Source organism: Thermus thermophilus (genome assembly GCF_019974155.1).
GTDB lineage: Bacteria > Deinococcota > Deinococci > Deinococcales > Thermaceae > Thermus > Thermus thermophilus_C.
In genome coordinates this window covers 221,630-236,017 of record NZ_AP025158.1, presented here as the reverse complement: position 1 = coordinate 236,017, position 14,388 = coordinate 221,630, and the positions used below count along the sequence as shown (strand labels likewise).

30 protein-coding genes are annotated in these 14,388 nt (G+C 67.1%); all 30 read right to left on the bottom strand.

The window, feature by feature from the left end:
- Complete coding sequence (locus TthTMY_RS01425; protein WP_096411655.1) at positions 1-945, bottom strand: DNA-directed RNA polymerase subunit alpha; 945 nt, start codon at positions 943-945, stop codon at positions 1-3.
- Positions 946-963: 18 nt separating this feature from the next.
- Positions 964-1,593: a 30S ribosomal protein S4 gene (gene rpsD / locus TthTMY_RS01420; RefSeq protein WP_011173699.1), complete on the bottom strand. Its 630-nt coding sequence runs from the start codon at positions 1,591-1,593 to the stop codon at positions 964-966.
- 12 nt (positions 1,594-1,605) lie between these two features.
- Positions 1,606-1,995, bottom strand: a complete 390-nt coding sequence (gene rpsK, locus TthTMY_RS01415; RefSeq protein ID WP_008633365.1) for a 30S ribosomal protein S11 — start codon at positions 1,993-1,995, stop codon at positions 1,606-1,608.
- A gap of 36 nt (positions 1,996-2,031) precedes the next feature.
- Positions 2,032-2,412: a 30S ribosomal protein S13 gene (rpsM, locus tag TthTMY_RS01410; RefSeq protein ID WP_096411653.1), complete on the bottom strand. Its 381-nt coding sequence runs from the start codon at positions 2,410-2,412 to the stop codon at positions 2,032-2,034.
- A gap of 11 nt (positions 2,413-2,423) precedes the next feature.
- Positions 2,424-2,537, bottom strand: a complete 114-nt coding sequence (rpmJ, locus tag TthTMY_RS01405) for a 50S ribosomal protein L36 (protein ID WP_008633370.1) — start codon at positions 2,535-2,537, stop codon at positions 2,424-2,426.
- 9 nt (positions 2,538-2,546) lie between these two features.
- Positions 2,547-2,765 (bottom strand): translation initiation factor IF-1, encoded by a 219-nt coding sequence (gene infA, locus TthTMY_RS01400; RefSeq protein ID WP_008633373.1) that lies wholly within the window; start codon positions 2,763-2,765, stop codon positions 2,547-2,549.
- 8 nt (positions 2,766-2,773) lie between these two features.
- Positions 2,774-3,541, bottom strand: coding sequence for a type I methionyl aminopeptidase (gene map, locus TthTMY_RS01395; RefSeq protein WP_096411651.1), 768 nt, complete (start codon positions 3,539-3,541; stop codon positions 2,774-2,776).
- Positions 3,541-4,101, bottom strand: coding sequence for an adenylate kinase (locus TthTMY_RS01390; RefSeq protein ID WP_096411650.1), 561 nt, complete (start codon positions 4,099-4,101; stop codon positions 3,541-3,543). The genes map and TthTMY_RS01390 overlap by 1 nt, the downstream gene beginning before the upstream one ends.
- Positions 4,102-4,109: 8 nt before the next feature.
- Positions 4,110-5,426: a preprotein translocase subunit SecY gene (gene secY, locus TthTMY_RS01385; protein WP_096411648.1), complete on the bottom strand. Its 1,317-nt coding sequence runs from the start codon at positions 5,424-5,426 to the stop codon at positions 4,110-4,112.
- Position 5,427: 1 nt separating this feature from the next.
- Positions 5,428-5,880 carry a 50S ribosomal protein L15 gene (rplO, locus tag TthTMY_RS01380; protein WP_096411646.1) on the bottom strand — a complete coding sequence of 151 codons (453 nt, stop codon included), beginning with the start codon at positions 5,878-5,880 and terminating at the stop codon, positions 5,428-5,430.
- On the bottom strand, positions 5,877-6,059 hold the full coding sequence (gene rpmD, locus TthTMY_RS01375; RefSeq protein ID WP_096411644.1) for a 50S ribosomal protein L30: 183 nt from the start codon (positions 6,057-6,059) through the stop codon (positions 5,877-5,879). The genes rplO and rpmD overlap by 4 nt, the downstream gene beginning before the upstream one ends.
- Complete coding sequence (rpsE, locus tag TthTMY_RS01370; RefSeq protein WP_096411643.1) at positions 6,040-6,528, bottom strand: 30S ribosomal protein S5; 489 nt, start codon at positions 6,526-6,528, stop codon at positions 6,040-6,042. Before rpsE ends, rpmD begins: the two co-directional genes overlap by 20 nt.
- Positions 6,529-6,540: 12 nt before the next feature.
- Positions 6,541-6,879 carry a 50S ribosomal protein L18 gene (gene rplR, locus TthTMY_RS01365; RefSeq protein ID WP_008633391.1) on the bottom strand — a complete coding sequence of 113 codons (339 nt, stop codon included), beginning with the start codon at positions 6,877-6,879 and terminating at the stop codon, positions 6,541-6,543.
- A gap of 11 nt (positions 6,880-6,890) precedes the next feature.
- The gene (rplF, locus tag TthTMY_RS01360) at positions 6,891-7,433 is read right to left on the bottom strand and encodes a 50S ribosomal protein L6 (protein ID WP_096411641.1); all 543 of its coding nucleotides are present in this window, start codon (positions 7,431-7,433) and stop codon (positions 6,891-6,893) included.
- Complete coding sequence (rpsH, locus tag TthTMY_RS01355; RefSeq protein WP_014629065.1) at positions 7,433-7,849, bottom strand: 30S ribosomal protein S8; 417 nt, start codon at positions 7,847-7,849, stop codon at positions 7,433-7,435. Before rpsH ends, rplF begins: the two co-directional genes overlap by 1 nt.
- A gap of 69 nt (positions 7,850-7,918) precedes the next feature.
- Positions 7,919-8,104, bottom strand: coding sequence for a type Z 30S ribosomal protein S14 (locus TthTMY_RS01350; RefSeq protein WP_008633399.1), 186 nt, complete (start codon positions 8,102-8,104; stop codon positions 7,919-7,921).
- Between the two features lie 7 nt (positions 8,105-8,111).
- Positions 8,112-8,660, bottom strand: a complete 549-nt coding sequence (gene rplE, locus TthTMY_RS01345; RefSeq protein WP_011228843.1) for a 50S ribosomal protein L5 — start codon at positions 8,658-8,660, stop codon at positions 8,112-8,114.
- 3 nt (positions 8,661-8,663) lie between these two features.
- The gene (gene rplX, locus TthTMY_RS01340; RefSeq protein ID WP_096411639.1) at positions 8,664-8,996 is read right to left on the bottom strand and encodes a 50S ribosomal protein L24; all 333 of its coding nucleotides are present in this window, start codon (positions 8,994-8,996) and stop codon (positions 8,664-8,666) included.
- Positions 8,996-9,364, bottom strand: coding sequence for a 50S ribosomal protein L14 (gene rplN / locus TthTMY_RS01335; protein WP_011228844.1), 369 nt, complete (start codon positions 9,362-9,364; stop codon positions 8,996-8,998). Before rplN ends, rplX begins: the two co-directional genes overlap by 1 nt.
- Positions 9,361-9,678 carry a 30S ribosomal protein S17 gene (gene rpsQ / locus TthTMY_RS01330; RefSeq protein WP_096411637.1) on the bottom strand — a complete coding sequence of 106 codons (318 nt, stop codon included), beginning with the start codon at positions 9,676-9,678 and terminating at the stop codon, positions 9,361-9,363. Before rpsQ ends, rplN begins: the two co-directional genes overlap by 4 nt.
- Complete coding sequence (gene rpmC, locus TthTMY_RS01325) at positions 9,671-9,889, bottom strand: 50S ribosomal protein L29 (protein ID WP_008633416.1); 219 nt, start codon at positions 9,887-9,889, stop codon at positions 9,671-9,673. The genes rpsQ and rpmC overlap by 8 nt, the downstream gene beginning before the upstream one ends.
- On the bottom strand, positions 9,876-10,301 hold the full coding sequence (gene rplP / locus TthTMY_RS01320) for a 50S ribosomal protein L16 (protein WP_096411636.1): 426 nt from the start codon (positions 10,299-10,301) through the stop codon (positions 9,876-9,878). The genes rpmC and rplP overlap by 14 nt, the downstream gene beginning before the upstream one ends.
- 3 nt (positions 10,302-10,304) lie before the next feature.
- Positions 10,305-11,024, bottom strand: a complete 720-nt coding sequence (gene rpsC, locus TthTMY_RS01315; protein ID WP_096411634.1) for a 30S ribosomal protein S3 — start codon at positions 11,022-11,024, stop codon at positions 10,305-10,307.
- The gene (gene rplV, locus TthTMY_RS01310) at positions 11,014-11,355 is read right to left on the bottom strand and encodes a 50S ribosomal protein L22 (RefSeq protein ID WP_008633419.1); all 342 of its coding nucleotides are present in this window, start codon (positions 11,353-11,355) and stop codon (positions 11,014-11,016) included. Before rplV ends, rpsC begins: the two co-directional genes overlap by 11 nt.
- 2 nt (positions 11,356-11,357) lie before the next feature.
- The gene (gene rpsS / locus TthTMY_RS01305; RefSeq protein WP_011173711.1) at positions 11,358-11,639 is read right to left on the bottom strand and encodes a 30S ribosomal protein S19; all 282 of its coding nucleotides are present in this window, start codon (positions 11,637-11,639) and stop codon (positions 11,358-11,360) included.
- An 8-nt stretch (positions 11,640-11,647) separates the two neighbouring features.
- A complete protein-coding gene (rplB, locus tag TthTMY_RS01300; protein ID WP_096411632.1) occupies positions 11,648-12,478 on the bottom strand; it encodes a 50S ribosomal protein L2 in 831 nt (276 codons plus the stop codon).
- Between the two features lie 51 nt (positions 12,479-12,529).
- Positions 12,530-12,820 (bottom strand): 50S ribosomal protein L23, encoded by a 291-nt coding sequence (locus TthTMY_RS01295; protein WP_096411630.1) that lies wholly within the window; start codon positions 12,818-12,820, stop codon positions 12,530-12,532.
- Positions 12,817-13,434 (bottom strand): 50S ribosomal protein L4, encoded by a 618-nt coding sequence (rplD, locus tag TthTMY_RS01290; RefSeq protein WP_096413075.1) that lies wholly within the window; start codon positions 13,432-13,434, stop codon positions 12,817-12,819. The genes TthTMY_RS01295 and rplD overlap by 4 nt, the downstream gene beginning before the upstream one ends.
- Positions 13,435-13,445: 11 nt before the next feature.
- Positions 13,446-14,066 (bottom strand): 50S ribosomal protein L3, encoded by a 621-nt coding sequence (gene rplC / locus TthTMY_RS01285; RefSeq protein ID WP_011173714.1) that lies wholly within the window; start codon positions 14,064-14,066, stop codon positions 13,446-13,448.
- Positions 14,063-14,380, bottom strand: coding sequence for a 30S ribosomal protein S10 (gene rpsJ / locus TthTMY_RS01280; RefSeq protein WP_008633424.1), 318 nt, complete (start codon positions 14,378-14,380; stop codon positions 14,063-14,065). Before rpsJ ends, rplC begins: the two co-directional genes overlap by 4 nt.
- Between the last annotated feature and the right edge of the window lie 8 nt (positions 14,381-14,388).

Below are 14,388 nucleotides of genomic sequence, written 5' to 3'. Positions count from 1 at the left end.
TCACTCCTTCAGGGTGAAGCCCTTCTTCTCCAGGGCTTCCTTGATCTCCTCCAGGCTCCGCTCCCCAATCCCGGGGATGTTCTTCAGGTCCTTGAGGTTGAGGGCAAGAAGGGCCCGAATGGACTCAATGCCCTCCTCCTTGAGGCTGTGGAGCACCCGGGTGGAGAGGCCGAGCTCCTCCAAGGGCAGGTCCAGCTCCTCCTGCTTTGGCAGCGCCTCGGGCTCCTTGGCCTCCTCGGGGGCCGCCACGGCGGCCGCCTGGGGGTTGGAGAAGTAGGCGAGGTGCTCCCGGAGGATCTCCACCGCCTGGTTCAGGGCCTCGAGGGGGGTGACGGAGCCGTCGGTCCAGATCCTGAGGGTGAGCTTATCCAGGTCGGTGCGCTGTCCCAGGCGGGTGTCCTCCACCTGGAAGGCCACGCGGCGCACCGGGGAGAAGACGGCGTCCACCGGGATGGCGTTGATCCGGTCCTTGATGCCGTGCTTCTCCGCCGGGACGTACCCCACCCCCCGGTCCACCCGGACCTCCATGTTGAGCCGCCCCCCCTCCTCCAGGGTGGCGATGTGGAGGTCGGGGTTCATGATCTCCACGTCGGCCACGGGAAGGAAGTCCCGCGCCTTCACCTCCTTGGGGCCCTCGGCCTTGAGGAGGAGGGTCACGGTCTGGAGGCTGGGGTTCAGGAACCGGACCACCAGCTCCTTGAGGTTGAGGATGATCTCCACCACGTCCTCCTTGACCCCGGGGATGGTGGAGAACTCGTGGAGGACGTCCTCAATGTAGACGCTGGTGACCGCGGTCCCGGGGATGGAGGAAAGGAGGATGCGCCGCAGGGGGTTTCCCAGGGTGACGCCGAAACCCCGCTCCAGGGGCTCCAGGACGAACTCCCCGTACTCCCGCCCCTGGGTGCGCACCGTGAAGACCGGGGCCTTGAGCTTGGAATCCAACATACGCCTCCTTCCAGGGGCTTACCTGGAGTAAAACTCAATCACCAGCTGCTCGTTCACGGGCAGGGCCAGGTCCTCCCGGTCAGGCAGGCGGAGGAACTTGCCCTTCATGCCCTCCACGTCCAGGGAGAGCCAAGGGCCCACCTTCCGGCCCTTCATGGCCTCGAGGTTCTGGCGGATGAGCTCGAGGTTGCGGCTCTTCTCGGCCACGGCGATCTCGTCCCCGGGCCGGACCCGGTAGGAGGGGAGGTCCACCCGGCGCCCGTTCACGGTGATGTGCCCGTGGCGCACCAGCTGGCGGGCTTGGCGGCGGCTTACGGCGAAGCCCAGCCGGTAGACCACGTTGTCCAGGCGGGACTCCAAAAGCCCAAGGAAGACGGAGCCGGTGACGCCCTTCTTCTTGCTCGCCTCCTCAAACAGGTTGCGGAACTGGCGCTCAGAGATGCCGTAGATCCGGCGAAGCTTCTGCTTCTCCCTAAGCCGCACCGCGTAGTCGGAGGGGCGGCGCGCCCGCTTCTGCCCGTGCTGCCCAGGGGGGTAGGGGCGGCGCTCCATGGCGCACTTGGGGCTGTAGCACCGCTCCCCCTTGAGGTAGAGCTTCACGCCTTCCCGGCGGCAAAGACGGCAAACTGGACCAATGTAACGACCCATCGCTCACTCCTTCTAGGAAGCCTTACGGAACTTCTTCTTGGGCCTGCAGCCGTTGTGGGGGACGGGGGTGTCGTCCACGATGGACTTCACCTGGAGGCCGGAGGCCTGGAGGGCCCTTATGGCCTGCTCCCGGCCCGCCCCGGTGCCCCGCACGATCACGTCCACGCTCTGCATGCCGTAGGCCATGGCCTTCTTGGCGGCGTCCAGGGCCGCGAGCTGGGCGGCGTAAGGGGTGCCCTTACGGCTTCCCTTGTAGCCGATGACGCCGCCCGAAGACCAGGTGATGGGGTTGCCGTCCGGGTCGGTGATGGTGACGATGGTGTTGTTGTAGGAGGCGTGGATGTAGGCGCGACCGCTCGCCACCTGCCGCTTGACCTTTTTCTTGCTCGGCTTCTTGGCCATACTCTCCCTCTCCGGAGTATCCTCTGGCCCTTAGGCTCACTTCCTCGGGGCCTTCTTCTTGCCCGGCACCGTCTTGCGGGGCCCCTTGCGGGTGCGGGCGTTGGTGCGGGTCCGCTGGCCCCGAACCGGCAGCCCCCGCCGATGCCGGAGGCCCCGGTAGCAGCCGATGTCCATGAGGCGCTTGATGTTGGCCGCCACCTCGGCCCTGAGCTCCCCCTCCAGCTTCCAGGTGTTCTCCACGTACTCCCGGAGGCGGACCACCTCCGCCTCCGTGAGGTCCTTCACCCGGGTGGCGGGGTTGATCCCCGTCTTCTCCAGGGCCTCCTTGGCCCGGGCCTTGCCGATGCCGTAGATGTAGGTGAGGGCGACGTCCACCCGCTTGTTCCTGGGAATCTCTACCCCTGCGATCCTCGCCACAGTCCTCCTCCCTAACCCTGCCGCTGCTTATGCTTGGGGTTCTCGCAGATGACGTAGACCCGCCCGTGCCGGCGGATCACCTTGCACTTGTCGCAGATCCTCTTGACCGACGCGCGCACCTTCATGCCTGCCTCCTACTTGCGGTAAACGATCCGGCCCCGCGTGGGGTCGTAGGGGGTGATCTCCACCACCACCCGGTCCCCGGGGAGGATGCGGATGTAGTGCATCCGCATCTTGCCCGAGATGTAGGCCAAAATCTCCGGCCCCGAGTCCAGCTTCACGCGAAAGGTGGCGTTGGGCAACGCCTCGGTGACCACGCCCTCCGTCCGAATGGTGTCCTTCTCCTTCGCCATACCCCTCCCTACTCGGCCCGCGCCAGGGCGACCCCGGTGAGAAGCTCGGGACCTTCTTCCGTCACCAGGACGGTGTTCTCGTAATGGGCGGCGAGGTTGCCTCGGCCGGCGCTCGCCGTCCAGCCATCTTCCAATATTACCACAGGGGCTGGCCTCAAGGTGACCATGGGCTCGAGGGCCAGGGTCATCCCGGGGCGGATCTTGGGCCCGGTCCCGGGCTTGCCGAAGTTCGGCACCTGGGGGTCCTCGTGGATCTCCCGGCCCACCCCGTGCCCCACGAACTCCCGGACCACTCCGTAGCCCCGGCTCTCCAAGAAGGTCTGGATGGCGTGGCCCACGTCGCCGAGGCGGAAGCCCGGGCGCAGGTACTTCATCCCCTCCCAGAAGGCGGCCTCCGTGTCCCGGATGAGCCTCTCCGCCTCCGGCGAGACCCGGCCCACGGGAAAGGTGCGGGCCATGTCGGCGGCGAACCCCTGGTAGATGAGGCCCACGTCCACGGAGAGGATATCCCCTTCCTTCAGGGGCTCCTTGGAGGGGATGCCGTGGACCACCACCTCGTTCACCGAGGTGCAAAGGGTGGCGGGGAAGCCGTAGAGGCCGAGGAAGGCGGGCTTGGCCTTACGCTTGCGGATCGCCTCGTAGGCGATCTGGTCCAGCTCCCAGGTGGAGACGCCGGGCTCCACGTGGCGGGCCACCTCCTCCACCACCTCGGTGAGGAGGGCCCCCGCCTCCCGCATGCGCTCAATCTCCCAGGGGCTTTTCAGCTTGATGGCCATCAGATCCCTAACGCCGCCCGGATCCGCTCGTACACCTCGTCCGGGGTGCCGAGCCCGTCCACCCGCTTCAGCACCCCCCTGGCCGCATAGTAGCCCACCAGGGGCTCGGTTTTCTCCCGGTAGACCTCGAGGCGGCGCCTCACGGTCTCCTCGTTGTCGTCGGAGCGGCCCTCGAGCTCGGCCCGCCTGAGGATGCGCCGGACGAGCTCCTCCTCAGGAACCTCCACCAGGACCACCCCGAGAAGCCTTGTGCCCGTCTCCGCGAGGAGGCGGTCCAAGGCCTCGGCCTGGGCCAGGGTGCGGGGAAAGCCGTCAAAGATCACCCGCTCGGCCAACTCCTCCCGGATAAGCTCCAGGATGAGGTCGTCGGGGACCAGGTCCCCCCGCTCCATGATGGGCCTCACCCGCTCGCCCAAAGGGGTCCCCCGGGCCACGTGGTCCCGGAGGATGTCCCCCGTGGAGAGCTTCTTGAAGCCAAGCTCCTCGGCAAGCCTCGAGGCCTGGGTGCCCTTACCCGCCCCCGGAGGCCCCAGGAAGATCACCGCCTGTCCCACGTTCACCTCCTACCCTACCGGTTCCGCCCCCGCAGGCGCCCGCGGGAGAGGAAGCCCTCGTAGCTCCTGAGCATAAGCTGGCTCTCCACCTGCCTCAGGGTGTCCAAGGCCACGCCCACCACGATGAGGAGGCCGATGCCCGAGAAGGCGATGCTTTGGATGCCGGTGAGGTTCTGGATGATCTGGGGAAGGAGGGTCACGAGCCCGAGGAAGAGGGCCCCCCAGAGGGTGAGACGGGAAACGATGTGCTCCAGGAACTTCACCGTGGGCTCGCCCGGGCGGATCCCCGGGATGAACCCCCCGTACTCCCGCAGGGACTCGGCGATGCGCTTGGGGTCAAACTGGACGGCGGTGTAGACGTAGGTGAAGAAGATGACGAGGAGGACCTCTAGGAAGAGTCCCGAAGGCCGGGTGGGGTTGAAAAAGTTGGCGATGCTCTGCAGCACGGGGTTGTCCTGGAAGGGGGCGGCCAGGAAGATGGGGATCTGCAGGATGGCCGCGGCGAAGATGATGGGGATCACCCCGGCGGCGTTGAGCTTGATGGGGATGTAGGTGGCCTGGCCCCCGTAGACCCTGCGCCCCACCACTTTGCGGGCGTACTGGACGGGGATCCTGCGCTCGGCCTGCTGGACGGCGGCCATGCCGGCGAAGGCCAGGACGATGAAGGCCAGGAAGAAGAGGAAGGCCACCAGGTTGACCTCCCCGGTGCGGATGAGGCCGATGGTGCGTAGGATCTGGGGAAGCCATTCCACCACGATCCCGGCGAAGATGATGAGGCTCGTGCCGTTGCCGATGCCGTACTCGGTGATGCGCTCCGCCATCCACAGGAGGAGGGCGATGCCCGCCACCTGGGTCACCACCACCACGAACCAGAAGAAGGGGCCGGGGGACCAGCCCGGGAGGAGGAAGCGGCCCCCTTCGGCCCCCAAAAAGGCCGTGGCCAGGAAGAACCCCTGGAAGGCGCCCAGGGCGATGCCCCCGATGCGGGTGTACTGGTTGAGGATGCGCCGCCCCTCCTCCCCCTCCTTGGAGAGCTTCTCCAGGGCCGGCACCACCGTGACCAGGATCTGCATGATGATGGCCGCGGTGATGTAGGGCATGATGCCCAGGGCGAAGATGGAGAAACGCTCAAAGTTGCCCCCGGAGAAGAGGTTGATGATGCCGAAGACCCCGCCTTGGGCCGTGCGCAGGAACTCCTGGATCTTGTCCAGGTCCACCCCCGGGGTGGGGATGAAGGCCCCGAGGCGGTAGGCGGCGAGGACGAGGAGGGTGAAGAGCACCCGCTGGCGGAGCTCGGGGATCTGCAGGGCGCTCCAGAAGGCCTTGAGCATCTCAGGCCTCCAGGAGGACCGGCTCCCCGCCCGCGGCCTTCAGCTTCTCCAGGGCGCTTTTGGAGAAGGCGTGGGCCACCACCTTGAGGGGCTTGGCCTCGCCCTCCCCCAGGATCTTGAGGCGGTACCCCTTCTTCAGGATGCCCGCACGGACCAGAAGCTCCGGGGTGACCTCGCCCTCAAAGCGGGCGAGGTCCCTAAGGTTCACCCCCTGGTACCGAGGGCGCTTGATCTCCCCGGGCACCTGCCCTTGCATGCCCCGCTTGGGCAGGCGCATCAGGGTCGTGGACCGGCCGCCCTCAAAGCGGCGCGGGTCCTTGACCCCACCGGAACGGGACTTCTGCCCCTTGTGCCCGCGGGTCGCCGTCTTGCCGTGGCCGGAGCCCGGGCCCCGGCCCACCCGCTTGCGCCGCTTGTTGGCCCCCGGGTTGGGCCTGAGATCGGAAAGCTTCATTCCACCACCTCCACGCGCACGAGGTGCACCACCTTCTCCACGTTCCCCCGGACGGCGGGGGTGTCCTCGAGGACCCGCTCCTGCTGGAGCCGCCTAAGCCCCAGGGCCTTGAGGGCCGCCTTCTGGTCCTTGGGGTAGCCGATGGGGCTCTTCACCAGCTTAACCTTGAGCCTGGGCATGGGCCTCCCCCTTCCTGAGCCGCTCCACGTCGGCCTTGGTCCTGAGCTGCCGCAGGGCCTCCATGGTGGCGTAGGCGATGTTGATGGGATTGCGGCTCCCGAGCTCCTTGGTGAGGATGTCGGTCACCCCGGCGAGCTCCAGGATGGCCCGGGGCACCGCGCCCGCGATCACCCCCGTGCCCGGGGCCGCCGGCTTCAGCACGATCTTGGAGGCCCCGAACTCCACCTCAATCTCGTGGGGGATGGTGCCGTTCTGGAGGGGCACCTCCACCATGTTGCGGCGGGCGTAGTACCCCGCCTTCTGCACCGCCAGGGGCACCTCGGGGGCCTTGCCGAAGCCCAGGCCCACCCGGCCCTGACGGTCGCCCACCACCACCAAAGCGCCGAAGCGGAAGCGGCGCCCGCCCGCCTGCATCCGGGCGGTGCGCCGGACCAGGATCATCTTCTCTTCAAAGTCGGTCTCCGGCATGGGTCTCCTCCCTTAGAACTCGAGGCCACCTTCCCGGGCCCCTTCCGCCAGGGCCTTCACCCGGCCGTGGTACTTGTAGGGCCCCCGGTCAAAGGCCACCTGCTTGATCCCAAGCGCCAGGGCCTTCTCCGCCAAGGCCCGGCCCACCTGGCGGGCCACCTCCGTCTTGTTGCCCTTGAGCTTCAGGGCCAGGCTGGAGGCGGACACCAGGGTAACCCCCTTCTCGTCGTCAATGATCTGGGCGTAGATGTGCTTCAGGCTCCGGAAGACGGAGAGGCGGAGCCTCCCGGTGCGCTTAATGCGGTTGCGCACGCGGAACTTACGGCGCTCGTAAGCGGTCAAACGTGCCATCTCTCCCCCCGCTACTTCTTGGCCCCGGCCTTACCCGGCTTGAGGCGGACCGGCTCGCCCGCGTAGTAGATCCCCTTCTCGTGGTAGGCGCTGGGCTTCTTGATGGCCCGGATGTTGGCGGCCACCTGCCCCACCTTCTGCTTGTCAATCCCCGAGACCCGGACCCGGGTAGGCTCGGGCACCTCAAAGGTGATGCCCTCCGGGGGCTCCACCACCACGGGGTGGCTGAAGCCCACGGTGAGCTCGAGGGCCCGCCCCACGAGCCGGGCCCGGTAGCCGATGCCCTTGATGAGGAGCTCCTTGCTGTACCCCTCGGAAACCCCCTTGACCGCGTTGGCGATCAGGGTCCGGGTCAGGCCGTGGAGGCTCTTGTGGCGGCGCTCGTCGGAGGGCCGCTCCACCCGGACCACGCCCTCCTCCACCACCACCCGCATCTCGGGGCTTACCGGCACCTCCAGCTCCCCCTTGGGGCCCTTGACCTTGACCCGTCCGGGGGCCACCTCCACGCTCACGCCCTTGGGTAGGGGAATGGGTAGCCTTCCGATCCTAGACATCACCACACCTCGCAGATGAGCTCGCCGCCCACGCCCAGCTTCCGGGCCTCACGGTCGGTGAGAACCCCCTTGGAGGTGGAGAGGATGGCGATCCCCAGGCCCCGGCGCACCCGGGGGATCTCCTTGACCCCCACGTACACCCGCCGCCCCGGCTTGCTGATCCGCCGGATGTGGTGGATCACCTGCTCCGGCCTGGGGTCGGGCCCCTGGCGCCGGGGACCGTACTTCAGGTAGACCCGCAGGTAGGGCTTGCCGTCCACGTCCACCCGCTCGTACCCTTTGATGAACCCCTCCCGCGCGAGGATCTTCAGGATCTCCTCCTTGAAGCGGGAGGCGGGCACGTCCGTGCTCTCCTTGTAGACCCGGGTGGCGTTCCTGATCCGGGTCAGCATGTCGGCGATGGGATCCGTCAGCATTTCCGCTCTCCTTTTTCGCTACTCCTGGCCCATGCGGTCTCGGGAGAACCCCCCCGACCGGACCACGGCCTACCAGCTGGCCTTCCGCACCCCGGGAAGCTGCCCCTTGTGGGCAAGCTCCCGCAGGCAGATCCGGCAGAGCCCGAAGAAGCGGTACACGCTCCGGGCGCGGCCGCACCGCACGCAGCGGGTGTAAGCCCGCACCTTGAACTTAGGGGTCCGCTTGGCCTTCTCAATCAGCGCCTTTCTCGCCATCGCAACCTCACTTGCGGAAGGGGAAGCCCAAAAGCTCCAAAAGGGCCCGGGCCTCCTCGTCGGTCTCGGCGGTGGTCACCACCGCGATGTCCATGCCCCGCAGGGCGTCCACCATGTCGTAGGTGATCTCCGGGAAGATGAGCTGCTCCCTCAGGCCCAGGTTGTAGTTGCCCCGGCCGTCAAAGCTGTTGGGGTTGAGCCCCCGGAAGTCGCGGATGCGGGGGAGGGCCACGTTGAGGAGCTTCTCCAGGAAGATCCACATCCGGTCGCGCCGCAGGGTGACCCGGAGACCGATGGGCATCCCCTTGCGGAGCTTGAAGTTGGAGATGGACTTCTTGGCCCGGGTGACCGCGGGCTTCTGCCCCGTGATGAGGGCGAGCTCCTGGGCCGCCTTCTCCAGGATGCGGGCATCCTCCTTGGCCTCGCCCAGCCCCTGGTTGATGACCACCTTTTCCAGCCTGGGCACCTCCCAGACGTTCTGGTAGCCAAAGCGGCGGATGAGCTCGGGGCGGACCTCCTCGTAGTACTTGCGCTTAAGGGCCACGTCCAAGGGCATACCTCACTCCTCCCTGTCCAGGGCCCCGCCGCACTTGGCGCAGACCCGGATCTTCTTGCCGTTCTCCAGGAACTTCTTCCGCACCCGGGTGGGCTTGCCGCAGGCGGGGCAGATGGGGCGGACCTTGGAGGCGTGCAGGGGGGCCTCCTTCTCAATGAAGCCGCCCTGGGGGTACTGGGGGCTCACCCGCACCGCCTTCTTCACGATGTTGACCCCCTCCACGATGACGGCGTACTTCTTGGGCAAGACCTCCTTCACCTTGCCCACCCGGCCCTTGTACTTGCCGGAGGCCACGAGAACCGTGTCCCCCTTCTTCACGTGCATCTTCACCCGCATTAGAGCACCTCCGGCGCCAGGGAGACGATCTTCATGAAGCCCTTCTCGCGAAGCTCCCGGGCCACGGGGCCGAAGACGCGGGTGCCGCGGGGCTCCAGCTGGTTGTTGATGATCACGGCGGCGTTGTCGTCAAAGCGGATGGCGGAGCCGTCGGGGCGCTTGATCTCCTTTTTGGTGCGCACCACCACGGCCTTGACCACGTCCCCTTCCTTGACCGCCCCCCGGGGGATGGCCTCCTTGACGCTGGCCACGATCACGTCCCCCACGGTGGCGTACTTGGCGTTGGAGCCCTTGAGCACCCGGATGCACATGATCTTCCGGGCCCCGGTGTTGTCGGCCACCTCAAGGTAGGTCTGCGGCTGGATCATGCCTTACCTCCCCGCTTGGAAAGGCTCTGGTAGTTCTGGCGGCGGATGAGGTACTTTTCCACCAGGTCCATCCGGCCCGACTCCACCAGGCGGAGCACCCGGAAGCGCTTGCGCCTGGAGATGGGCCGGGACTCAATGATCTCCACCACGTCCCCCAGCTTGTACTTCTCCTCGGGGTCGTGGGCCAGGTACTTCTTGGAGCGCTTGATCACCTTGCCGTAGAGGGGGTGGGGGAACTGGCGCTCCACCAAGACCGTAACGGTCTTCTGCATCTTGTCGCTCACCACCACCCCGGTCAGGACCTTCTTAGGCATTCTGCCTCCTCTTCTCGTTCAAGACCGTAAGGAGCCTGGCGATCTGGCGCTTGAGGTCCCGGATCTTGTGGTTTTGGGAAAGCTGGCCGATGGAGGCCTGGAAGCGGAGCTCCATGAGCTCCCGCTTCTTCTCCCGCACGAGCTTCTCCAGCTCCACAGGGGAGAGCTTCCGGGCCTCCTCCAGCTGCTTCCTCACCTCACTGAGCTTCATCGTAGGCGTCCCTCCTCACGATCTTGGTCTTGATGGGGAGCTTGTGGCCCGCGATGCGCAGGGCCTCCAGGGCCTGCTCCTCCGTGACCCCGGCGACCTCAAACATGACCCGGCCGGGCTTCACCACGGCCACGTACCCCTCCACGTTGCCCTTCCCCTTACCCATCCGCACCTCCAGGGGCTTCTTCGTGTAGGGCTTGTCGGGGAAGATGCGGATGAAGATCTTCCCGCCGCGGCGGAAGTGGCGCACCATGGCCACACGGGCGGCTTCAATCTGCTGAGCCGTGATCCAGGCGGGCTCGAGGGCCACGAGGCCGAAGTCGCCGAAGGCCACGTAGTCCCCGCCCTTGGTGGCGCCCTTAAGCCGCCCCCGCTGCTGCTTGCGGTACTTCATGCGCCTGGGCATCAGCATGGCTCACTCCTCCTTCTTCACGCGCACGGCAGGGCGACGGCGGCGGGGCCTCTCCTCGGCCTTCGGCAGCTCGGGCCGGGCCTTGGACTTCTGGCCGCCGATCACCTCGCCTAGGAAGATGTAGGCCTTGACCCCGAGGACGCCGTAGGTGGTCCGGGCCAAGGCAAAGCCGTAGTCTATGTTAGCACGCAGGGTGTGGAGGGGCACCCGTCCCTGGGCGGCCCACTCGGTGCGCGCCTGCTCGGCCCCGCCAATGCGGCCGGAAACGATCACCTTGGCCCCCTTGGCCCCGGACTCCATGACCCGCTGGACCGCCTGCTTGATGGCCCGGCGCACGGCGAAGCGGCGCTCAATCTGCTCCGCCACCCGCTGGGCCACGAGGGGGGCGGAAAGGTTGGGGTTCTGCACCTCCTGGACGTTCAGGGCCACGTTCTTGCCGGTGAGCTTGGCCAGCTCCTCCCGGAGCACCCGGATCCGCTCGCCACCCCGGCCGATGACCACCCCGGGCTTGGCCACGTGGACGGTCACGGCCACGTTGTCGGCGGCCCGCTCAATGTCCACCCGGGCGAGGCCCGCCGAGTAAAGCTCCTTCTCCAAAAGGCCCCGGATCCTCTGGTCCTCGAGGAGCAGGTGGCGGTACTGCTTCTTGCCGGCGTACCAGCGGGACTCCCAGTCCCGGGTGATGCCGAGCCGGAAACCGATGGGGTGGATCTTATTTCCCATGCTTCTCCCCCAGGATCACGGTGATGTGGCTGGTCTTCTTCTTGATGATGTCCGCCCGGCCCCGGGCCCTGGGAAGCACCCGCTTCAGGGCGGGGCCCTCGTCCACATAGGCCGCCTTCACGTAAAGCCGGTCCTCCAGCATGTCGTGGTTGTTGACCGCGTTGGCGGCGGCGGACTCCAGCACCTTGGCCACGAAGTAAGCCCCCCGCTTGTTGGTGTAGCGCAGGATGTTGCGGGCCTCCTCGAGGCTCTTTCCCCGGATCAGGTCCACCACCAGGCGGACCTTCCGCGGGGAGATGCGCACGTATCGGGCGATCGCTTTCGCTTCCATGGCTACTTCTTCTTGGTGGCCTTGGCCTCTTTACCGTGCCCCCGGTAGGTCCGGGTGGGGGCGAACTCGCCCAGCTTGTGCCCCACCATGTTCTCGGTGATGTAGACGGGCACGTGCTGCTTGCCGTTGTAGACCGCGATGGTATGCCCCACCATCTCGGGCACGATGGTGGAGCGGCGGCTCCAGGTCTTGATGAGCCGCTTCTCCCCCTTGGCGTTGAGCTCCAGGACCTTTTCCAGGAGGTGGTCGTCTACGAAGACGCCTTTCTTGAGACTACGCGGCATACCTCACCTCACTTCTTGCGACGGGCAATGATGAAGCGGCTGGAAGGCTTACGCCGCTTCCTGGTCTTGAGCCCCTTGGTCTGCCAGCCCCAAGGCGAGGCCGGGGGCCGTCCCCGGGGCGCCCGGCCCTCGCCGCCGCCGTGGGGGTGGTCCACCGGGTTCATGGCGGCGCCGCGGACGTGGGGCCTGCGGCCGAGCCAGCGGCTGCGGCCCGCCTTGCCCAGGACGATGTTCTTGTGGTCGGCGTTGCCCACGGCGCCCACCGTGGCGTAGCACTCCCCGTGCACCTTCCTAAGCTCCCCGGAAGGCAGGCGCAGGATCACGTAATCCCCTTCCCTGCCCTGGATCTGGGCGCTGGTCCCGGCGGCGCGGGCCAGCTTGGCCCCCTTCTTGGGCTCAAGCTCCACGGCGTGGACCACGGTGCCCACGGGGATGAAGCGCAAGGGGAGGGCGTTGCCCACGCTGATGGGGGCATCGGGGCCCGCCACCACCTGCTGCCCCACCTGCAGGCCGTCCGGGGCGATGATGTACCGCTTCTCCCCGTCCACGTAGTGGAGCAGGGCGATGCGGGCCGAGCGGTTGGGGTCGTACTCAATGGCCGCCACCTTGGCGGGGATGCCCACCTTGTCCCAGCGCTTGAAGTCAATGATGCGGTACAAGCGCTTGTGGCCGCCGCCGCGGAAGCGGACCGTGATCCTCCCCTGGTTGTTCCGCCCCCCCGTCTTCTTCAGGGGCTTGACCAAGGACTTCTCGGGCTCCGTCTTGGTGATCTCGGAGAAGTCGGCCACCGTCATGAAACGGCGGCTCGGGGTGTAAGGTTTGAACTTCTTAACGGCCATTTCCTCTTCCTCCTTGCCGGATCAGGGCCGGGCTCCCTTTCCCGGCGAGGTCTAGATGAGGCCCTCCAGGGCCTCAATCTTCTGCCCGGGGGCCACCTGAACGATGGCCTTCTTCCTGTCGGGGCGCTTGCCCAGGTAGCGCCCAAGCCGCTTCTTCTTGCCCCGCACGTGGAGGGTGTTCACCTTGACCACCTTGACCTTGAAGGCCGTCTCTACGGCGTTCTTGATCTCGGTCTTGGTGGCCTTGGGGTGCACCCAGAAGGCGTACTTGCCCTCGGCGAAGCCCGCGTAAGCCTTCTCCGAAAGCACCGGGGCCAGGATCACGTCGTAGGCGGTCTTCACGCCTCACCCCCTATGCGGTTCTGGAAGACCTCCCAAGCGTCCAGGTCCATGACCAGCCGCTCCGTACGGACGATGTCGTAGACGTTGAGCCCCTCCGGGGCCAGGGTCACCACCCAGGGCAGGTTGCGGGCCGCCCGGCGGACCAGCTCGTTGCCGGTCACCAGGAGGACGCTCTCGGAGCCGTCCAGGCCCGCCTCCTTGGCCCAGGCCAGGAACTCCTTGGTCTTGCCGTTGACCCCGGCAAACGCCTCCACGAGGAGGAGCTTGCCTTCCCGGGCCCGGTCGGCCACGGCCATGGCGAGCCCCTTCTTCCGGACCTTCTTGGGCAGGGTGTAGCTGTAGTCCCGGGGCTTGGGGCCGAAGGCCACGCCGCCGCCCACGAAGATGGGGGCGCCGATGTCGCCGTGGCGGGCGCGGCCGGTGTGCTTCTGCGGCCAGATCTTCCGGCCAGAGTAGGCCACCTCGCCCCGGGTCTTGGTGCTGGCGGTGCCCCGGCGGCGCTTGGCCAGCTGCCACCGGACCACCTCCCAGAGGAGGTGGGGGTTGATCTCCGCGGGCAGGTCGGCGGCAAGCTCGCGCCTGCCGTTAGGGGAAAGGACGGGAATCTGGTACACCGCTACCTCCTTCACTTGGCCGCCTTCTTGGTCTCGCGGACGATGACCAAGCCGCCGTTGGGACCGGGGACGGCCCCCTTGACCAAAAGCAGGTTCTCCTCGGGGATGACGTCCACCACCTCGAGGTTCATGACCGTCACGCGCTCGGCCCCGTAGTGGCCCGCCATCTTCTTGCCCTTGTAGACGCGACCGGGGGTCTTGCGGTTCCCAATGGAGCCGGGGTGGCGGTGGATCTTGTGGGCGCCGTGGGAGTCGGGGCCGCCCGCGAAGTTCCAGCGCTTCATCACGCCGGCGAAGCCCCGGCCCTTGGAGGTGCCCGTCACGTCCACGCGCTCCCCGGGCTTGAAGATCTCCACCGTGACCGTGTCCCCTTCGGGGTTAAAGTCCCGGATCTCCCGCAGGATGCGCACGGGCTCCACCCCGGCCTTGGCGAAGTGCCCCTTAAGGGGGCGGTTCACCCGCTTGGGGTTTTGGGGAAGGAAGCCCAGCTGCACCGCGGTGTAGCCGTCCTTCTCCGGGGTGCGGCGCTGCACCACGGGGCACGGCCCCGCAAGGATGACCGTGACGGGGACGGCGCGGTCGTCGCGGAAGATGCGGGTCATGCCCACCTTGACGCCCAAGATGCCCTTCACCGGCCACCTCCTACGGTCTTGATCTCAATCTCCACCCCGGTGGGCAGGTCCAGGGTCATGAGCTGCTCAATGGTCTTCCGGTTGGGGTTGATGATGTCCACAAGCCGGTTGTGGGTGCGCAGCTCAAAGTGCTCCCGGGAGTCCTTGTGCTTGAAGGGCCCCCGGATCACGGTGAAGCGGCGCACCCGGGTGGGTAGGGGGATGGGCCCGGAAACCTGGGCCCCGGAACGCCGGGCCGCCTCCACGATCTTCTGGGCCGAGGCGTCCAGGGTCTTGTGATCAAAACCCCGGAGCTTGATGCGGATCTTGGGCATACTTCACC

Excerpts from the sequence above, each read along its gene's own strand:
- TthTMY_RS01425 (WP_096411655.1), bottom strand. The coding sequence starts at position 945 with ATGTTGGATTCCAAGCTCAAGGCCCCGGTCTTCACGGTGCGCACCCAG.
- rpsD (WP_011173699.1), bottom strand. The coding sequence starts at position 1,593 with ATGGGTCGTTACATTGGTCCAGTTTGCCGTCTTTGCCGCCGGGAAGGC.
- rpsK (WP_008633365.1), bottom strand. The coding sequence starts at position 1,995 with ATGGCCAAGAAGCCGAGCAAGAAAAAGGTCAAGCGGCAGGTGGCGAGC.
- rpmJ (WP_008633370.1), bottom strand. The coding sequence starts at position 2,537 with ATGAAGGTGCGCGCGTCGGTCAAGAGGATCTGCGACAAGTGCAAGGTG.
- infA (WP_008633373.1), bottom strand. The coding sequence starts at position 2,765 with ATGGCGAAGGAGAAGGACACCATTCGGACGGAGGGCGTGGTCACCGAG.
- map (WP_096411651.1), bottom strand. The coding sequence starts at position 3,541 with ATGGCCATCAAGCTGAAAAGCCCCTGGGAGATTGAGCGCATGCGGGAG.
- secY (WP_096411648.1), bottom strand. The coding sequence starts at position 5,426 with ATGCTCAAGGCCTTCTGGAGCGCCCTGCAGATCCCCGAGCTCCGCCAG.
- rplO (WP_096411646.1), bottom strand. The coding sequence starts at position 5,880 with ATGAAGCTTTCCGATCTCAGGCCCAACCCGGGGGCCAACAAGCGGCGC.
- rpmD (WP_096411644.1), bottom strand. The coding sequence starts at position 6,059 with ATGCCCAGGCTCAAGGTTAAGCTGGTGAAGAGCCCCATCGGCTACCCC.
- rpsE (WP_096411643.1), bottom strand. The coding sequence starts at position 6,528 with ATGCCGGAGACCGACTTTGAAGAGAAGATGATCCTGGTCCGGCGCACC.
- rplR (WP_008633391.1), bottom strand. The coding sequence starts at position 6,879 with ATGGCACGTTTGACCGCTTACGAGCGCCGTAAGTTCCGCGTGCGCAAC.
- rplF (WP_096411641.1), bottom strand. The coding sequence starts at position 7,433 with ATGTCTAGGATCGGAAGGCTACCCATTCCCCTACCCAAGGGCGTGAGC.
- rpsH (WP_014629065.1), bottom strand. The coding sequence starts at position 7,849 with ATGCTGACGGATCCCATCGCCGACATGCTGACCCGGATCAGGAACGCC.
- TthTMY_RS01350 (WP_008633399.1), bottom strand. The coding sequence starts at position 8,104 with ATGGCGAGAAAGGCGCTGATTGAGAAGGCCAAGCGGACCCCTAAGTTC.
- rplE (WP_011228843.1), bottom strand. The coding sequence starts at position 8,660 with ATGCCCTTGGACGTGGCCCTTAAGCGCAAGTACTACGAGGAGGTCCGC.
- rplX (WP_096411639.1), bottom strand. The coding sequence starts at position 8,996 with ATGCGGGTGAAGATGCACGTGAAGAAGGGGGACACGGTTCTCGTGGCC.
- rplN (WP_011228844.1), bottom strand. The coding sequence starts at position 9,364 with ATGATCCAGCCGCAGACCTACCTTGAGGTGGCCGACAACACCGGGGCC.
- rpsQ (WP_096411637.1), bottom strand. The coding sequence starts at position 9,678 with ATGCCTAAGAAGGTCCTGACCGGGGTGGTGGTGAGCGACAAGATGCAG.
- rpmC (WP_008633416.1), bottom strand. The coding sequence starts at position 9,889 with ATGAAGCTCAGTGAGGTGAGGAAGCAGCTGGAGGAGGCCCGGAAGCTC.
- rplP (WP_096411636.1), bottom strand. The coding sequence starts at position 10,301 with ATGCTGATGCCCAGGCGCATGAAGTACCGCAAGCAGCAGCGGGGGCGG.
- rpsC (WP_096411634.1), bottom strand. The coding sequence starts at position 11,024 with ATGGGAAATAAGATCCACCCCATCGGTTTCCGGCTCGGCATCACCCGG.
- rplV (WP_008633419.1), bottom strand. The coding sequence starts at position 11,355 with ATGGAAGCGAAAGCGATCGCCCGATACGTGCGCATCTCCCCGCGGAAG.
- rpsS (WP_011173711.1), bottom strand. The coding sequence starts at position 11,639 with ATGCCGCGTAGTCTCAAGAAAGGCGTCTTCGTAGACGACCACCTCCTG.
- rplB (WP_096411632.1), bottom strand. The coding sequence starts at position 12,478 with ATGGCCGTTAAGAAGTTCAAACCTTACACCCCGAGCCGCCGTTTCATG.
- rpsJ (WP_008633424.1), bottom strand. The coding sequence starts at position 14,380 with ATGCCCAAGATCCGCATCAAGCTCCGGGGTTTTGATCACAAGACCCTG.